Annotated in this window: 13 protein-coding genes; all 13 read left to right on the plus strand. The window is 36.8% G+C overall.

What is annotated here, in order from left to right; all coding sequences use genetic code 11:
- Window positions 1-10: 10 nt before the first annotated feature.
- The 13 genes from grdD to gpmI all read left to right on the plus strand — a co-directional run bounded on the left by grdD (window position 11) and on the right by gpmI (window position 16,202).
- Window positions 11-1,195, plus strand: coding sequence for a glycine/sarcosine/betaine reductase complex component C subunit alpha (gene grdD, locus CLOS_RS04955; protein WP_012158819.1), 1,185 nt, complete (start codon window positions 11-13; stop codon window positions 1,193-1,195).
- A gap of 412 nt (window positions 1,196-1,607) precedes the next feature.
- Window positions 1,608-2,696, plus strand: a complete 1,089-nt coding sequence (locus CLOS_RS04960; protein ID WP_012158820.1) for a BMP family lipoprotein — start codon at window positions 1,608-1,610, stop codon at window positions 2,694-2,696.
- Window positions 2,697-2,796: 100 nt separating this feature from the next.
- On the plus strand, window positions 2,797-4,326 hold the full coding sequence (locus CLOS_RS04965; RefSeq protein WP_012158821.1) for a YjjI family glycine radical enzyme: 1,530 nt from the start codon (window positions 2,797-2,799) through the stop codon (window positions 4,324-4,326).
- Complete coding sequence (locus CLOS_RS04970; protein ID WP_242649598.1) at window positions 4,274-5,044, plus strand: radical SAM protein; 771 nt, start codon at window positions 4,274-4,276, stop codon at window positions 5,042-5,044. Before CLOS_RS04965 ends, CLOS_RS04970 begins: the two co-directional genes overlap by 53 nt.
- 19 nt (window positions 5,045-5,063) lie before the next feature.
- Window positions 5,064-6,599, plus strand: a complete 1,536-nt coding sequence (locus tag CLOS_RS04975) for an ABC transporter ATP-binding protein (protein WP_012158823.1) — start codon at window positions 5,064-5,066, stop codon at window positions 6,597-6,599.
- Window positions 6,592-7,701: an ABC transporter permease gene (locus CLOS_RS04980; RefSeq protein WP_012158824.1), complete on the plus strand. Its 1,110-nt coding sequence runs from the start codon at window positions 6,592-6,594 to the stop codon at window positions 7,699-7,701. The genes CLOS_RS04975 and CLOS_RS04980 overlap by 8 nt, the downstream gene beginning before the upstream one ends.
- Complete coding sequence (locus tag CLOS_RS04985; protein WP_012158825.1) at window positions 7,701-8,648, plus strand: ABC transporter permease; 948 nt, start codon at window positions 7,701-7,703, stop codon at window positions 8,646-8,648. Before CLOS_RS04980 ends, CLOS_RS04985 begins: the two co-directional genes overlap by 1 nt.
- 223 nt (window positions 8,649-8,871) lie before the next feature.
- A complete protein-coding gene (gene rpoN, locus CLOS_RS04990) occupies window positions 8,872-10,257 on the plus strand; it encodes an RNA polymerase factor sigma-54 (RefSeq protein ID WP_012158826.1) in 1,386 nt (461 codons plus the stop codon).
- Window positions 10,258-10,521: 264 nt separating this feature from the next.
- Window positions 10,522-11,541 carry a sugar-binding transcriptional regulator gene (locus CLOS_RS04995; RefSeq protein ID WP_012158827.1) on the plus strand — a complete coding sequence of 340 codons (1,020 nt, stop codon included), beginning with the start codon at window positions 10,522-10,524 and terminating at the stop codon, window positions 11,539-11,541.
- 12 nt (window positions 11,542-11,553) lie between these two features.
- Entirely contained in the window at window positions 11,554-12,567 is a 1,014-nt protein-coding gene (gap, locus tag CLOS_RS05000; protein WP_012158828.1) for a type I glyceraldehyde-3-phosphate dehydrogenase, read from the plus strand.
- 130 nt (window positions 12,568-12,697) lie between these two features.
- A complete protein-coding gene (locus CLOS_RS05005; RefSeq protein ID WP_012158829.1) occupies window positions 12,698-13,891 on the plus strand; it encodes a phosphoglycerate kinase in 1,194 nt (397 codons plus the stop codon).
- Between the two features lie 14 nt (window positions 13,892-13,905).
- Window positions 13,906-14,652 carry a triose-phosphate isomerase gene (gene tpiA, locus CLOS_RS05010; protein ID WP_012158830.1) on the plus strand — a complete coding sequence of 249 codons (747 nt, stop codon included), beginning with the start codon at window positions 13,906-13,908 and terminating at the stop codon, window positions 14,650-14,652.
- A 14-nt stretch (window positions 14,653-14,666) separates the two neighbouring features.
- Window positions 14,667-16,202: a 2,3-bisphosphoglycerate-independent phosphoglycerate mutase gene (gene gpmI, locus CLOS_RS05015; protein ID WP_012158831.1), complete on the plus strand. Its 1,536-nt coding sequence runs from the start codon at window positions 14,667-14,669 to the stop codon at window positions 16,200-16,202.
- Window positions 16,203-16,206: the final 4 nt, after the last annotated feature.

Raw genomic sequence — 16,206 nt, forward strand, 5'->3', positions numbered from 1 at the left:
GGTGATTAATATGAGTGAAAATATAAAAGAAATGATAGGTAAAGTATTTAATGATATTGCAGACGCAATGGAAACAGGTCAGTTTGGCAGTAAAGTAAAAGTAGGGATCACCATTCTAGGAAGTGAGCACGGCATTGACAATATGGTCAAAGGTGCGGAGTTGGCTGCAAAAAACAGTCAGGACTACGAAGTTGTATTGATTGGACCCAAAGTAGACACAAAGCTTAGAATTGTTGAAGCAAATACAGAGGACGAAGCTCACAAAAAAATGGAAGAGCTTTTAGACAACGGAGAAATAGACGCCTGCGTTACGATGCACTATAATTTTCCAATCGGCGTATCCACCGTGGGAAAGGTGATTACACCTGCAAAGGGACAGGAAATGTTTTTAGCCACAACTACAGGGACCTCTTCTCCTCATCGAGCAGAGGCCATGGTGAAGAATGCGCTGTATGGTATCATTGCAGCTAAATCCACTGGTATAGAAAATCCAACGGTAGGAATCTTAAATGTAGATGGCGCTCGACAGGTGGAAAGAGCCTTAAAGGAACTGAACAACAATGGGTATCCAATAAACTTTGTAGAATCCATGAGATCCGACGGTGGTGCTGTAATGAGAGGGAATGACCTTTTGGCTGGAACGCCGGACGTTATGATTCAAGACACACTAACAGGAAATATTTTTATGAAGGTGTTCTCATCCTATACAACGGGAGGGGACTATGAAGCTTTGGGATACGGATATGGACCAGGTATTGGAGATGGATATGACAGAACCGTATTGATATTATCTAGAGCCTCTGGTGTTCCCGTAGTTGCAGGAGCAATTGCCTATGGCGCACAATTGGTAAAAGGTAATTTAAAAGAAGTGGCAAAAAGAGAATTTTCTGCTGCTAAAAAAGCTAAATTGGAAGAAATATTAAAGTCCTTGACTGTAGATCATAAAAAATCCAGCAGTGCTGAAGATGAAGAAGTTGTCGCTCCGCCAAAAGAGGTAGTAACTGGTTCTATTTCAGGGATCGACATTATGGATTTAGAGGATGCAGTAAAGGCGCTTTGGAAAAAGGGAATTTATGCTGAAAGCGGCATGGGTTGTACAGGACCGATTTTGATGGTTCATGAAGATAAAATTAAAATAGCAACGGATGTTTTAGGAGAAGCTGGATTCGTCGCAAAAGAAGCAGATCCTTGTTAGTCCAAATATAAACAAAAGATCCATATAAAATCCATGTACAAAAGAATTTTAATTTTTTTATACATGGATTTTTTCACTTATGGTAGATTTTAAGAATTTGTAATAAGTGATGACAATGTCTAAAAATGAATAAAAATTTTGAAGAATCCTGGAGAGCGAATATTATTTTTTTAATAAGGAATTGCAGGAATGCTTTAAAGTATGTAGAATAGACTCATAATAGTAAGATAGACCTATATTACTATTGTTAACAAAAAATTAAAATCTTTGTCTAGATTCATTGGGTCAAAGAAATTTTTGTTAAAATGCATATAGATATAGCATATAAAATATAGTGTGTGCTATAATATAATATGCATCAGAGTACATAACTCTATCAAAAAATGCATTATTTAAAGGGAGGATTATCAAAGTGAAAAAAAGTTCATTAGCATTACTATTAATTGTTGTTTTGATGATGTCAGTAGTTCTTACTGCTTGTGGCGGAAAGACGAACACAGGTGAAACACCAGAAACACCAGGAACTGAAACACCGGAAACACCTCAAGCGAACAATGGCGATTTCTTAGTTGGTCTTGTAACTGATATCGGTGGTATCGACGATAAATCATTCAACCAAGGTACTTGGGAAGGTATTGAAAGATTTGCAAAAGAATTTGGAACAGATAAAAACTATCTTCAATCTGAAAAAGATTCAGATTATATTCCAAACCTATCTACATTTGCAGATGAGCAAGCAAGTTTAATTGTTGCTCCTGGATTCTTATTTGAAAATGCGATGAAAGAAACCGCAGCAAATTTCCCAGAGCAAAAGTTCTTAATCATCGATGCTGTAGTTGAAGCAGATAATGTAGCAAGTGCTGTATTTGCTGAGCATGAAGGATCTTTCTTAGTAGGAGTAGCAGCAGCGTTAAAAACAAAAGAAGCTGGTAAAGATACTGTAGGTTACATCGGTGGTATGGATTTTGAAGCAATTCAAAAATTCGAAGCTGGATTCGAAGCTGGTGTTTGGGCAGTAGATCCGAACATGAAAGTTGTAGTTGAATATGCAGGTGCATTTGATAATGCGCAAGCTGGTCAAGCTTTAGCAGCTAAAATGTACGATCAAGGTGCACACGTTATTTTCCACGCAGCTGGTGGTACTGGTAATGGATTAATTAAAGAAGCACAAGATAGAAGAATCAATGGCCAAGACGTATGGGCAATCGGTGTAGATAGAGACCAATACGAAGATGGTATTTATGATGGCGATAAATCAGCAGTATTAACATCAATGATTAAAAAAGTTGACGTAGCTGCTTATGAAATTTCAAAACTTACTTTAGATGGTAAATTCCCAGGTGGAGAAACTTATCTTTTCGATTTAGCAAATGAAGGTGTTGGTATACCTGCAAAGAATCCAAACTTATCTGATGAAATCGTAAAGGCAGCAAATGATTATATTCCACAAATTACATCTGGAAAATTAGAAGTATCTCCTGTACCATCAAGATTAAAATAGTTTAAATTTCATAGTATACTATAAAAAAACCAAGATTTTATAGTCTTGGTTTTTTTACTTAATTGAATGGGTATATATGAACAAAAAGGAGATGTGAGTTATGATTGCAAAAATTAATGAAATTCTAGACACAGCCAAAAGTAAAAGTCTAACTTATGAACAAAAGCACCATGCCTTAGCAAATATAGCAGAGCGATTAGTAGATCCCATTGAAGTGTTAAGTTATACAGAGGAAGAAGTAGCTTCTATAGAAGATGGCTTTATATGCGATTTGAATGAAGGAAATACACCTTATAGACCAAGATACATCGTTCCAGATTATTCAATATTTACTAAAAATGGTTGTCAGTTTTTAGACATGAAGGCTCCTGAAAATTTAGATGAATTATTGGATGGGCTTCTTATTTTATATCATAATGTACCATCCGTTACGAGTTATCCAGTTTTTATTGGTGAATTGGACCAATTGATTGATCCTTTTATAAAAAATGAAGAGGAAGATTATATAAAAATCAAAAGATTTTTAAATCATATAGATAAAACAATACCAGATTCATTTTGTCATGGGAATATAGGGCCGAAGGCTACGAAAGCGGGAGAATTGATCTTAAAGGCCGTTATAGAATTACAAAACCCTACGCCAAATATGACAATCAAATATGAAAAGGATGCTACTGATAGAGAATTTGCAAAACTTGCAGCAAAGGCTTGCTTATTGGCAGCGAAACCATCCTTCTCTAACAACCAGTATTATATCCAAGATGTTGGAGAACATGGGCTTGCAAGCTGTTACAATGCTCTTCCTATGGCAGGTGGTGCTTATACATTGGTAAGATTAAGGCTAGGTACCATTGCGAAAGCATGCCAAACAAAAGAAGCATTTTTTGATGTAGAACTTAAAAAGTATACACAGTTCATGCTGTCTATTATGGATAAGAGAATTAAATTCATGGCAGAGGAATCGAACTTCTTTGAAACTTCTTTCTTAGCAAAAGAAGGATTCATAAAGAAAGAAAATTTTACAGCAATGCCTGCTATCGTAGGACTTGCAGATGCAGTGAACCATTTATTAGCCCTTGAAGGCAAGGATGAAAGATTTGGAAGTTCAGAATATGGCGATGAATTAGCGCATCAAATCCTGACATATATGGAAGCAGAAGTAAAGAATCATGTTGCGCCATATTGTGAAAGAACTGGAAATCGTTATTTATTCCATGCACAAGTGGGTGCAAGTATATTGGAATGTGATAAAGAAAATACACCTGCCCATAGAATTACTGTTGGAGATGAGCCAATACTACCGCTTCACCTAACTCAATCGGCCCAATTCCACAAGTATTTCCCATCAGGAACTGGAGATTTATTTGCTTTCGATCAAACCTATTTAAACAATTTAGATGCAGTACTGGATATTGTGGATGGTGCATTTAGCAAAGGATACCGTTATATTACAACGTATTTACAAAATTCAGACCTCATTCGAGTAACTGGATACCTAGCAAAACGAAGTGAAGTAGAAAAAGCGAGAAGAGAAGAAGTGGTCCTTAGAAATACGGAAATGTTAGGAATGGGTACCGATGACAATGCTAAAGTCTTTAGCAGAAGGACAAGGGATTCGTATGGAAAGTAAAAGACAAGTTCTACCAGTAAAAGGGATCATTCCTTTTGCCAATGTAGATGGAAGTGGTAATAGAACGACGATTTTTGTACAGGGCTGTAACCTCAATTGTATTTATTGCCATAATCCGGAAACCATACAATTGCCTTGCTCAGAAACAACACATACAAACTATACAGTTGAAGAACTGATCACCTTATTGAAACAGTATTCTCCCTATATTAGGGGGATTACTGTTTCAGGTGGTGAAGCCACAATATACAGTGACTTTTTAGTAGAACTCTTTAAAGAAGTAAAAAAACTAGGAATTACTTGCTATGTCGATACCAATGGAATTTTTAATAAAGATCATAAATTAGATTTAATTGAAGCAACCGATAAATTTCTTTTCGATATTAAAGGTATCGATAATTTATCTAAGGTGACTCGCAAAAATATTGATCATAGCTTTGAAAACCTAGAATATTTACTGGAAAGAAATAAGATTGAAGAAGTTCGAACCGTTTGCATCGAAAACTATATGGATGCAGAAGCTGTCATTAGAGAAGTTGCAAAACGTATTAAGGATTACGATGATGTCCTGTATAAATTGATACGAGTTCATTATAGGGGACTGACAAAAGAACAAGTCATAGCAGTAAAGGATTCTGTTCCGACGAAGGAACGAATGATAGCGCTAGAAAATTTAGCAAAATCCTTAGGTGTAAAAAATGTAATGAGTATACTATAAGAAAGATAGGAGAAGGGTTATGGCATATGCTATTGAAATGTTAGGGATAACGAAAAAGTTTCCTGGTATCAAGGCTAATGACAATGTTACATTACGTGTTGAAAAGGGTCAAATTCATGCACTTTTAGGTGAAAATGGAGCGGGGAAATCCACACTGATGAGTGTTTTATTCGGTCTTTATCAACCGGAAGAGGGAATTATTAAAGTAAATGGAGAAGAAGTTAAAATAACGAATCCAAATGTTGCCAATGATTACGGTATTGGTATGGTTCATCAGCATTTTAAGCTGGTTGAAAATTTTACGGTTGCCGAGAATATCATATTGGGTATGGAGCCTAAAAAATCCTTTGGTAGAATTGATATGAAAAAAGCCATTCAAAGAGTAGTAGAAATTAGTGAACAATATGGCTTAAAGGTAGATCCAAATGCAAAAATCGAAGACATATCTGTAGGAATGCAGCAAAGAGTTGAAATTTTAAAAATGCTTTATCGAAATGCAGATATTCTAATTTTTGATGAACCCACTGCTGTATTAACCCCTCAAGAGATTAGAGAGCTGATCAAAATAATGAAGGGCTTAATCAAAGAGGGAAAAACGATCATTTTAATTACACATAAATTAAAAGAGATCAAAGAGGTTGCGGATCAATGCAGTGTTCTTCGCCGTGGAAAATACATTGGCACTGTAAATGTGTCCGATACAAGCGAAGAAAAAATGGCAGAAATGATGGTTGGTAGAGAAGTAAGTTTTGAAGTTGAAAAGGAAGAAGCAAATCCAACTGATGTGGTGTTAGAGATAAAAGATCTAACGGTGAAGGATAATCGTAATCTAGAAGCCGTAAAAAATTTAAGTTTAAAGGTACGTGCTGGAGAGATTCTCTGTATTGCTGGTATCGATGGCAATGGACAAACAGAGCTCATAGAAGCACTGACTGGACTTAGAAAAATAGAAAAAGGAACGATTCTACTCAATGGAGAATCCATTGAAAATGAAAACACTAGAAATAGAACCTTGAAGGGAATCGGTCATATACCTGAGGACCGCCAAAAGTATGGGCTTGTATTAGATTTTAAGGTTGAAGAAAATATGGTTCTTCAAACATACTTCAAAGAACCTTTTTCTAAAAAAGGTATATTGAACTTTAAAGAGATCAGAGCCTTCTCTGACCGATTGATTAGAGAATTTGACGTGCGTAGTGGACAAGGGAGCTTATCCGATGCTAGAGGTATGTCTGGCGGAAATCAACAGAAAGCAATTATTGCTAGGGAAATAGAACGTTCTCCAGAGTTATTAATTGCAGCACAGCCTACAAGGGGACTGGACGTTGGCGCCATAGAATATATTCACAATCGTTTGGTTCAGGAAAGGGATAAAGGAAGAGCAATTCTCTTGGTTTCTTTGGAGATGGAAGAGGTGCTGAACCTGTCCGATCGAATCGCTGTTATTTACGAAGGAGAAATTGTAGGCACCGTAAAGGCTAGTGAGACAAATGAGAACGAGTTAGGTTTAATGATGGCCGGTTCTAAGAAAGGAGATACTATTTCCGATGAGTAACTTTAAGAGGTTTTTAGCAAATAAAAAAAATCATAATTTTCTTATTCCAATCATTGCTATTTTATCTGGATTTTTATTTGGCTCCATTATTATGGTTCTGACAGGATTAAATCCAAAGGATTTATTTATTTCTATTATTAGAGCTGTAAGTGGTGTGGATGTCAACAATATTGGAACGAGTAAAAAGGTTTTCAACGCGAGATACGTTGGGGAATATTTAGTGACAGTAATGCCGTTGGTATTAACTGGATTATCTTCTGCTTTTGCTTTTAGAACAGGTCTTTTTAACATCGGAGGCGAAGGACAAGTATTGGTAGGTTCTTTCTTTGCAACTTATGCAGCCTTAATGTTTGATTTGCCTAGCTTTTTATTGGTACCTACAGTGATGGTGGCAGGTATGATAGGCGGTGCTATTTGGGGTTTCATCCCAGGTGTGCTCAAAGCTAAATTTAACGTAAGTGAAGTTGTTGTTACGATTATGCTAAACTACGTTGGGTTATATTCCACCAACTATTTCTTAAAACAGCTCCCAGGCAGTACCAATACACGTACTGTGGATTTTCCCACAGAAAGTCTTTTAAAGAGTGATTTTCTATCTCGTTTAACCAGTGGCTCAAGATTACATTATGGATTTATCGTTGTAATACTATCCGTTCTTGCTTTTTGGTTTATCATAGAAAAAACAACCTTTGGGTATGAATTGAAATCCGTTGGATTCAACCCATTTGCCTCTAGATATGCAGGAATGAAGGTTGAGCGAAATGCTGCGCTATCTATGACTATCGCCGGTGCATTTTCAGGGTTGGCCGGTGCGATTTTAGTAGCTGGAACCTTTGGTTATGGACGTATTTTAGCCAGCTTTGAAAACTATGGATTTGAAGGACTAGCCGTTGCCTTAGTTGGAAATAGTACAGGCTCTGGTACGGTTCTCGGTGCACTTTTATTTGGTGCATTAAAAGCAGCGCAACCAATCATGCAGGTCAATCGAATTCCTCGTGATATTGCGATTATCATTATATCTTCTATTGTAGTTTTCATTGCCATGAGAAATGGAATCAAGCTACTTCTGGAGAGAATCAAGATAAAGGAGGTTGAAAAATAATGGATACAGTTTATTCAATGCTAGTTCTAACACTTATTTTTTCAACACCAATCATGATTGCTTCTCTCGGCGGCTTATTTTCAGAGCGAAGTGGTGTCGTTAATATCGCTCTCGATGGATTGATGATGTTTGGTGGATTTGGAGCGGCAACAGCCTTGGTTTATTTAGAGAAATCAACATCCTTAGCTCCTTGGATCGCTCTTCTTGTAGGGACCGTGGTTGGTGCGTTGGTTTCCATCATCCATGCATATTTAAGTATCGATTTAAATGCGGACCAGATCATATCCGGTACTGCAATTAACCTATTAGCAACAGGTGCTACGATTTATTTGGCACAAATACTTTTTGGACAACAAAGAACACCGAACTTTACAGGTAGTTTTAGAAAAACTACCTATCCAGTTTTAAGTGATATTCCAGTAATTGGTGATATCTTCTTTAAAAATATCTATCCTACCGTATATGTTGCATTTATATTAATCCTTGCTGGGTGGTATCTGGTATATAAGACACCGTTTGGATTAAGGTTGAGAGCAGCAGGGGAGAACCCTCATGCAGTGGATAGTATGGGAGTCAGTGTTCGTAAAATGAGATATATTGGCGTTATCATATCCGGTGCCCTAGCAGGTCTTGGCGGTGGCATTCTAGTTCTAACACAGGATACACAGTATACTGTTGTAAGTATTAGTGGAACAGGGTTTATAGCCTTAGCTGCTTTAGTATTCGGTAGATGGAAGCCAATGGGAATCCTTGGAGCTGGACTATTCTTTGGGTTCTCTAAAATATTCAGTATTTATTCCAATAGCTTCTCCATGCTAAAAAAATTGCCAAACGAATTTTTCTTTGCACTACCGTATCTATTAACCATTGTGGCACTGGTAATCTTCAGTAGACAGTCTGTTGGACCGAAAGCTGCAGGAAAGTCTTACGATAAAGGGCAAAGATAACAAAATATTTAAAATAGAGGTAATGAAAAAGCTTTTTCATTACCTCTATTATTTTGAACAGTGAAAATTTTAAAATGCAAATTATATGCCAAAAATAGAAAATGCAAAAAATACTTTTTCAAATGGGAAAGGAAATGGTATAATAAGAGTGTAGTCTTTGATAAGTTGAATTAAATTTGAAATCATACGAATGTTCTAAGATGTTTTAAGAAGGGTGATCAATATGAAAATGGGATTTAATTTGCAGTTAGAACAATCTCAAAAATTAATTATGACTCCTCAATTACAACAAGCAATACAAATTTTGCAGTTCAACTCTTTAGAGCTGGAGGAATTTATTGCTGAGCAGTTAGAAAAAAATCCTGTATTGGAGAATGATGCAGAGAAGGAACATAATGAACTATGGGACTCAAAAATAGAAGATAAAATAAAAGAGATCAACTGGAAGGAATATATCGAAGATTTTAACAACTATTCCTATACAAAAAGTAATTATCAGAATGAAGACAATGAGTTCAATTATGAAAATATCATCTCCAATAAATCATCGTTACAAGAATATTTGTTATTTCAGTATAGCTTGACCTTACTAGATAGAAAATACTTTGAAATAGGGGAATATTTAATCAATAGTATCGATGATAGAGGCTATTTAACAGTGACCATTAAGGATGTAACCGAACATTTTAATGAAGAAGAAAATATTGTGGAAAGTATTTTACAAATAATTCAAAGCTTCGATCCTCCAGGAGTAGGAGCAAGAACCATAGAAGAGTGCCTATTATTACAATTGCGATTTTTAGATGTGAAAGATGAGAAAATTTATCAATTAATAAAAGAATATTTACCTGAAATTGCTGCCAATAAGTATCCTCTTTTAGCCAAGAAACTTGGTGTCACCATTGAACAGCTTCAAGGATATTGCGATTTTATCAAAACCTTGGAGCCGAAACCTGGTCGAATGTTTGAATCGAATTTGAATCGATATATTACACCAGACATTACCGTTAAAAAGCTGGATGAAGAATATATTTTATTGACCAATGATTTTGACGAGCCTCGTTTAAAGATCAGAGAGGATTATAGAACGATGATCATTTCTGAGGATGAAAATTCGGAAGTTGCTAAATTTTTAAATAACCAATTCAACTCTGCTGCCTGGCTTATACGGAGCATTGAACAAAGAAAGCAAACGATTTACAAGGTAGCGGAAGTTATTGTAGAAAAGCAAAAGGGATTTTTTGAAAAAGGAAAGAAATTCTTAGTGCCAATGACCTTAAAAGAGGTGGCAGAAGAAATTAGCGTTCATGAATCCACTGTCAGTAGAGCTACAAACGGAAAATATATGGAAACACCACACGGTACCTTTGAACTAAAGTTTTTCTTCACCGGAGGCGTTGAAAGTGACGAAGGAATGGGAATTTCTTCCGAGAGCATCAAAAGCTTTATCAGAGATATCATTAAAGTGGAGGATCCGAAGAAGCCCCTCAGTGACGATAAAATTGTGAGTGAATTAGAAAGAAAAGGAATCAGTATTTCTAGGAGAACCGTTGCAAAATATAGAGATGAGATGGGGATATTGTCCTCTTCTAAAAGAAAAAGATATTAAAAATGATTATTTTAGGAAAACCTAAGGTACGATGGCCTATGAGCATAGGCTATTCTATTTTAGGTTTTTTATTTTGTTAAAAAATAAGTTTTATAATTGATAAAAATATGCACAGCCATAGCCTTTAATATAATTGCTCAATATTCAATAAAAAATTTTTAAGAATAGTTGATGAAATCCAAAGATTGGTATATAATAAAATCAAATAGGGACATAATAAGTCTAAGAGGGACATTAATTATCCCGAATGAGAGGGGGGACTTCATGAACACCATGATTGACCTGCAAAGGAAAATTGTACCTGAGATTTTTCCAATACTAGAAAAACGCTATAACATCCTTAAAAATATAGATGCTCTAGGGCCAATTGGGCGAAGAAATCTAGCTATTAAATTGTCCATGGGTGAGAGAATTGTAAGAGCCGAAGTGGATTTACTGAAAGAGCTAGGGTTGGTAGAAATAAATGCAGTGGGTATGAAGATCACAGAAGAAGGGAAAGAATTATTACAGGACCTAACGGAAGTGATGTACTCCATTGATGGAATGGATCGAATCGAAGAGGAATTGCAAAGAAAATTACAGATAAAGAAAGTGATCATTGTACCAGGAAATGTTGAAGAGGATGGGATATTAAAAAATATAGGAAAAGCCACAGCCAAGCTTATCGAAAGTTCGATCACTGAAAATACTAAAATCGGTATTACTGGAGGAAACACCATGGCTGCCGTTGCTGAAGAATTGACGCAGCATACCAAAAAGCAGAATATTACAGTATATCCCGCTCGAGGTGGACTTGGAAAGCAAGTGGAGATTCAGGCCAATACCATCGCAGCAAAGATGGCAAGTAAGCTCAATGGCAATTACGAATTATTGCATGCATCAGACACGTTGAGTAGCCAAACCATGGAGATCCTATTAAAAGACAAAGAGATTAAAGAAGTCATTGAAAACATAAAATCTGTAGATTTACTGATATTTGGTATTGGAAGAGCTGATACCATGGCAAACCGCAGGGAATTTTCAAAAGAAATTATAGAAAAATTAGAAGAGAGCAAAGCAGTGTCAGAAGCATTCGGTTATTACTTTAATCAGCATGGGGATATTGTGTATGAAACAAATTCTATGGGAATCAAGCTGGAAGATTTTCACAAGATTAAAGAAGTAATCGGTGTTGCTGGGGGTAAGGATAAGGCAGAGGCCATAGGCGCAATTTGTAGCTTGAGAAAGTCAATGATATTGGTCATTGATGAAGCAGCGGCAAAAGAACTATTACAATTAAATTAGGAGGGTTTTATTATGAAAACTAAGGTAGCGATTAATGGATTTGGAAGAATTGGTAGAAATGTATTCAAAGTTGCAATGAGTCAAGATACGACATGGGATATTGTTGCCATCAATGATTTAACAGATCCTAAAACATTGGCTCATTTATTAAAGTACGACAGTTTATTCGGAAAGTTTAACGGAGAAGTTGAAAGCACGGCGGATTCTATCATCGTGAATGGAAAAGAGATTAAGATCTTTGCAGAAAAAGATCCAGAAAGATTACCTTGGGGTGAGCTTGGTGTAGATTTAGTCATCGAGTCTACAGGAATCTTCAGAAGCAAAAAAGATGTGAGCAAACATATGAACGCTGGTGCTAAAAAAGTATTGATTACTTCCCCTGCAAAGGACGAAGATATTACCATTGTTATGGGTGTAAATGAGGAGGATTATGATGCAGCTAATCATAATGTAATTTCTAATGCGTCTTGTACAACGAATTGTATTGCACCAGTAGCGAAGCTATTGGATGAAAATTTTACAATTAAAAGAGGTTTGATGACGACAATCCACGCGTATACAAATGATCAGAGAATCTTAGACCTGCCACATAGTGACCTAAGAAGAGCAAGAGCGGCAGGGGAATCCATCATACCCACCACTACGGGAGCAGCCGAAGCTGTTGCATTGGTTCTACCACAACTAAAAGGTAAATTAAGCGGTTTAGCCATGAGAGTGCCGACGCCTACAGTATCTGTAGTAGATTTAGTGTTAGAGCTGGAAAAGTCCACAGACAAAGAGGAAATCAATCGAATTTTTGAAGCGGCTGCAAAGGGAAGTTTAAAGGGAATTTTAGATTATTCAGACCTGCCATTGGTTTCTATCGATTACAAGCAGGACCCTCACTCTAGTATTGTAGACGGATTAAGCACCATGACCATGGAAGGAAATATGATAAAAGTCGTTGCTTGGTATGATAATGAATGGGGATATTCAACAAGAGTTGTAGACCTAGTAAGTTATATCGTAGAAAAGGGAATAAAATAATAACAAATATTGTATTCAAGGATTTAATTTTATAAAAAAATGTGATAACATATAGATGAAATAACATATACTATTGAATTAATTAGTATATACTAATTAATTGCTTGATTCCAAGGAGGTATGGGCGTAAATGCTTAGAAAAAAAACATTGAAAGATTTAGAAATGAAAGGTAAAAAGGTGTTAGTCAGATGTGATTTTAATGTTCCTATGGATAAGGAAGGTAAAATCACAGATGATATTAGAATCAGAGCCGCTATGCCAACTGTAGAATATATTCTAGAAAATGGGGGTTCTGTTATATTGATGTCTCATTTAGGAAGACCCAATGGAGAACCGAATCCTAAGTATTCATTAGAGCCTGTATCGAAAAGAATTTCAGAATTAATTGGAAGAGAAGTAAAGTTTTCTGATGATGATAGGGTCGTTGGAGAGTCTACACAAAAATTAGCCAGCGAATTAAAAGAAGGTGAAGTTTTATTACTTCAAAACGTTCGATATAGAAAAGAAGAAGAAAAAAACGAAGATGCATTTTCAAAGGAATTAGCATCCCTTGCAGATCTATATGTAAATGATGCCTTTGGAACAGCCCATAGAGCACATTCATCCACTGCTGGTGTTGCTTCATTTTTACCTTCCGCTATGGGGTATTTAATTGAAAAAGAAGTAGGGTTTATGGGGAAGGCATTAGAATCGCCTGAAAGACCATTTGTTGCTATCTTAGGTGGTGCTAAAGTTTCTGATAAAATTGGTGTGATTGAAAACTTAATGGAAAAAGTCGATGCATTGATTATTGGTGGTGGTATGGCTTATACCTTTATTAAGGCACAAGGTTTTGAAGTAGGAAAATCTCTGCTGGAAGAGGATAAAGTAAGCTTAGCTGCTGACTTGATAAAAAAGGCAAAAGAGAAAAATATTGAGCTGTTACTTCCTGTAGATACAGTTGTTGCAAAAGAATTTGCAGCAGAGGCGCAGCACTGGACTGTAAACAGTAGCAGTATGCCAGCAGAAACCATGGGATTAGATATTGGTGATAAGACCATCGCTCTATTTTCTGAAAAGATCAAAGAAGCGAAGACTGTAATTTGGAATGGACCGATGGGTGTATTTGAAATGCCTGCATTTGCAAAAGGAACAAAGGAAGTAGCGAAGGCTTTGGCAAACAGTGGCGCTATTACAATCATCGGCGGTGGAGACAGTGCTGCAGCAGTGGAGCAATTGGGCTTTGCAGATAGAATGACCCATATATCCACAGGTGGCGGAGCATCTTTAGAATTTTTAGAAGGAAAGATACTACCGGGGATCAACGTATTAGAAAATAAATAAACGAGGTGTTGAAAGTGCGAAAACCGATTATTGCTGGAAATTGGAAGATGAATAAAGTATCGAAAGAGGCTTTGGACCTTGTAAATCAAATAAAAGATGAAGTACATAAAACTGAAGTTGAGGTTGTTGTATGCTGTCCATTTACTGTTCTTAGCCAGGTTCAGAAAGCATTAGTAGGAACCAATTTAAAGCTAGGAGCCCAAAATATGCACTGGGAAGAAGATGGCGCTTATACTGGAGAAATATCAGCGAATATGTTGAAGGATATTGGCGTAGAATATGTAATCTTAGGACATTCTGAAAGAAGACAGTACTTCAATGAAACAGATGAAACTGTGAATAAAAAAGTGAAGAAAGCCATCAAAGAAAATTTGAAGCCGATTGTATGCATTGGGGAAAGCTTAGAAGAAAGAGAAGCCAATCAAACCTTCGATGTGATTAAAAAACAACTTTTAGGGGCTTTTGAAGGCGTTCCTGCTGAAGCCATGGACAATGTGGTATTAGCCTACGAGCCAATATGGGCGATTGGAACAGGAAAAACAGCATCCTCTGAAGAGGCACAAACGGTAATCGCCTATATTCGCTCTTTGATAGAAGAAAAATATGGCGTAGATATTTCAGAAGAAGTTAGAATTCAGTACGGTGGCAGTGTGAAAGCATCCAATGCTACAGAGATTATGAATGAAACGGATATTGATGGTGCATTAGTTGGTGGTGCAAGCCTAAAGGCAGAGGAGTTTTTAGGAATCATCAATTTCTAGGAAGGAAGATTAAAATGAAAAAGCCTGTTGCACTAATTATTTTAGATGGCTTCGGAATCAGAGAAAATCAATTTGGAAATGCTATAAAAACAGCAAACCTCCCAAATTATAATAGCTATATAGAGAACTATCCCAATACACAGATTGCTGCCAGTGGCTTAGATGTGGGGCTGCCCCCAGGACAGATGGGAAACTCGGAAGTAGGTCATCTCAATATTGGAGCAGGTAGAGTCGTTTACCAAGAGCTGACCAGAATTACGAGAGAAATTGAACTAGGAAATTTTTATAAGAATCCTGTATTTCTAGAGATTATTTCATCTGTGAAAAAGAAAGGGAAGAAGCTGCATTTAATGGGGCTTCTTTCTGACGGTGGCGTACATAGTCATATGGAACATTTATTTGCATTAATAGAGATCGCTAAACAGGAAGGCCTCGAAGAAGTTTATATTCACTGTTTTTTAGACGGAAGAGATACGCCGCCAAAGAGTGCAATGCAATATATTTCTGATTTACAGGATAAAATTAATGAAATCGGAGTTGGAAGAATTGCAACGGTCTCTGGAAGATACTATGCAATGGATCGGGATAAACGATGGGAGCGAGTAAAACTTGCTTACGATGCTTTAGTGTTAGGAAAAGGGCTTGTAGCGTCAGACCCATTGGATGCAGTTGTTAGTGCCTATAATCGTGATGAAATGGACGAATTTGTCTTGCCAACTGTAATACCCAATGAAAAAGGAGATTCCGATAGAATTGAAGCAGAGGATGGCGTCATATTCTTCAACTTTAGGCCGGACCGTGCTAGACAGATAACCAGGGCATTGGTAGATCAAGATTTCCAAGGCTTTGAAAGGGAAAAAGGCTATTTTCCACTGGATTATGTTACTATGACAGTATACGATAATGCCATTCAGAATGTAAAAGTCGCCTATGAGCCCCATCTCTTAAGAAATACGTTGGGGGAATATATCAGCAAAAAAGGATTAAATCAGCTTCGAATCGCAGAAACGGAAAAATATGCCCATGTTACATTCTTTTTTAACGGCGGCATCGAGGTACCAAATGTCAATGAACAGCGACTGCTGATTCCTTCTCCACAGGTAGCGACCTATGACTTGCAACCAGAAATGAGTGCTTACGAGCTAACGAATCAATTGATAGAAAAAATTGATGAGGATCAATACGATCTGATCATTGTCAATTATGCCAATCCAGATATGGTCGGTCATACAGGAAAGTTAGATGCAGTTGTAAAAGCTTTAGAGACCGTAGATACATGCCTTGCCACCGTGGTCAATAAGCTTGTATCGAAAGGTGGAAGTGCCATCATTACATCGGATCATGGCAATTCAGAGGATATGATCAACGAAGAAAATGGTACGGCCATAACGGCTCATACAACGAATCCTGTGCCTTTGATTGTTATTGGACAGGGAGACATCAAGTTAAGAGAAGGCGGTCGCCTTGCAGATATTGCACCGACCCTATTGGACATCCTAGGTTTAGAAAAACCAAGTGAAATGGAAGGAAACACTTTGATATATAAATAGAAGG

It is taken from the genome of Alkaliphilus oremlandii OhILAs, assembly GCF_000018325.1.
GTDB lineage: Bacteria > Bacillota > Clostridia > Peptostreptococcales > Natronincolaceae > Alkaliphilus_B > Alkaliphilus_B oremlandii.

Bases quoted from the DNA above. Each gene is read 5' to 3' on its own strand.
- grdD (WP_012158819.1), top strand. From the start codon at position 11: ATGAGTGAAAATATAAAAGAAATGATAGGTAAAGTATTTAATGATATT.
- CLOS_RS04985 (WP_012158825.1), top strand. From the start codon at position 7,701: ATGGATACAGTTTATTCAATGCTAGTTCTAACACTTATTTTTTCAACA.
- CLOS_RS04970 (WP_242649598.1), top strand. From the start codon at position 4,274: ATGACAATGCTAAAGTCTTTAGCAGAAGGACAAGGGATTCGTATGGAA.
- CLOS_RS05005 (WP_012158829.1), top strand. From the start codon at position 12,698: ATGCTTAGAAAAAAAACATTGAAAGATTTAGAAATGAAAGGTAAAAAG.
- CLOS_RS04975 (WP_012158823.1), top strand. From the start codon at position 5,064: ATGGCATATGCTATTGAAATGTTAGGGATAACGAAAAAGTTTCCTGGT.
- rpoN (WP_012158826.1), top strand. From the start codon at position 8,872: ATGAAAATGGGATTTAATTTGCAGTTAGAACAATCTCAAAAATTAATT.
- gap (WP_012158828.1), top strand. From the start codon at position 11,554: ATGAAAACTAAGGTAGCGATTAATGGATTTGGAAGAATTGGTAGAAAT.
- CLOS_RS04965 (WP_012158821.1), top strand. From the start codon at position 2,797: ATGATTGCAAAAATTAATGAAATTCTAGACACAGCCAAAAGTAAAAGT.
- gpmI (WP_012158831.1), top strand. From the start codon at position 14,667: ATGAAAAAGCCTGTTGCACTAATTATTTTAGATGGCTTCGGAATCAGA.
- CLOS_RS04995 (WP_012158827.1), top strand. From the start codon at position 10,522: ATGAACACCATGATTGACCTGCAAAGGAAAATTGTACCTGAGATTTTT.
- CLOS_RS04980 (WP_012158824.1), top strand. From the start codon at position 6,592: ATGAGTAACTTTAAGAGGTTTTTAGCAAATAAAAAAAATCATAATTTT.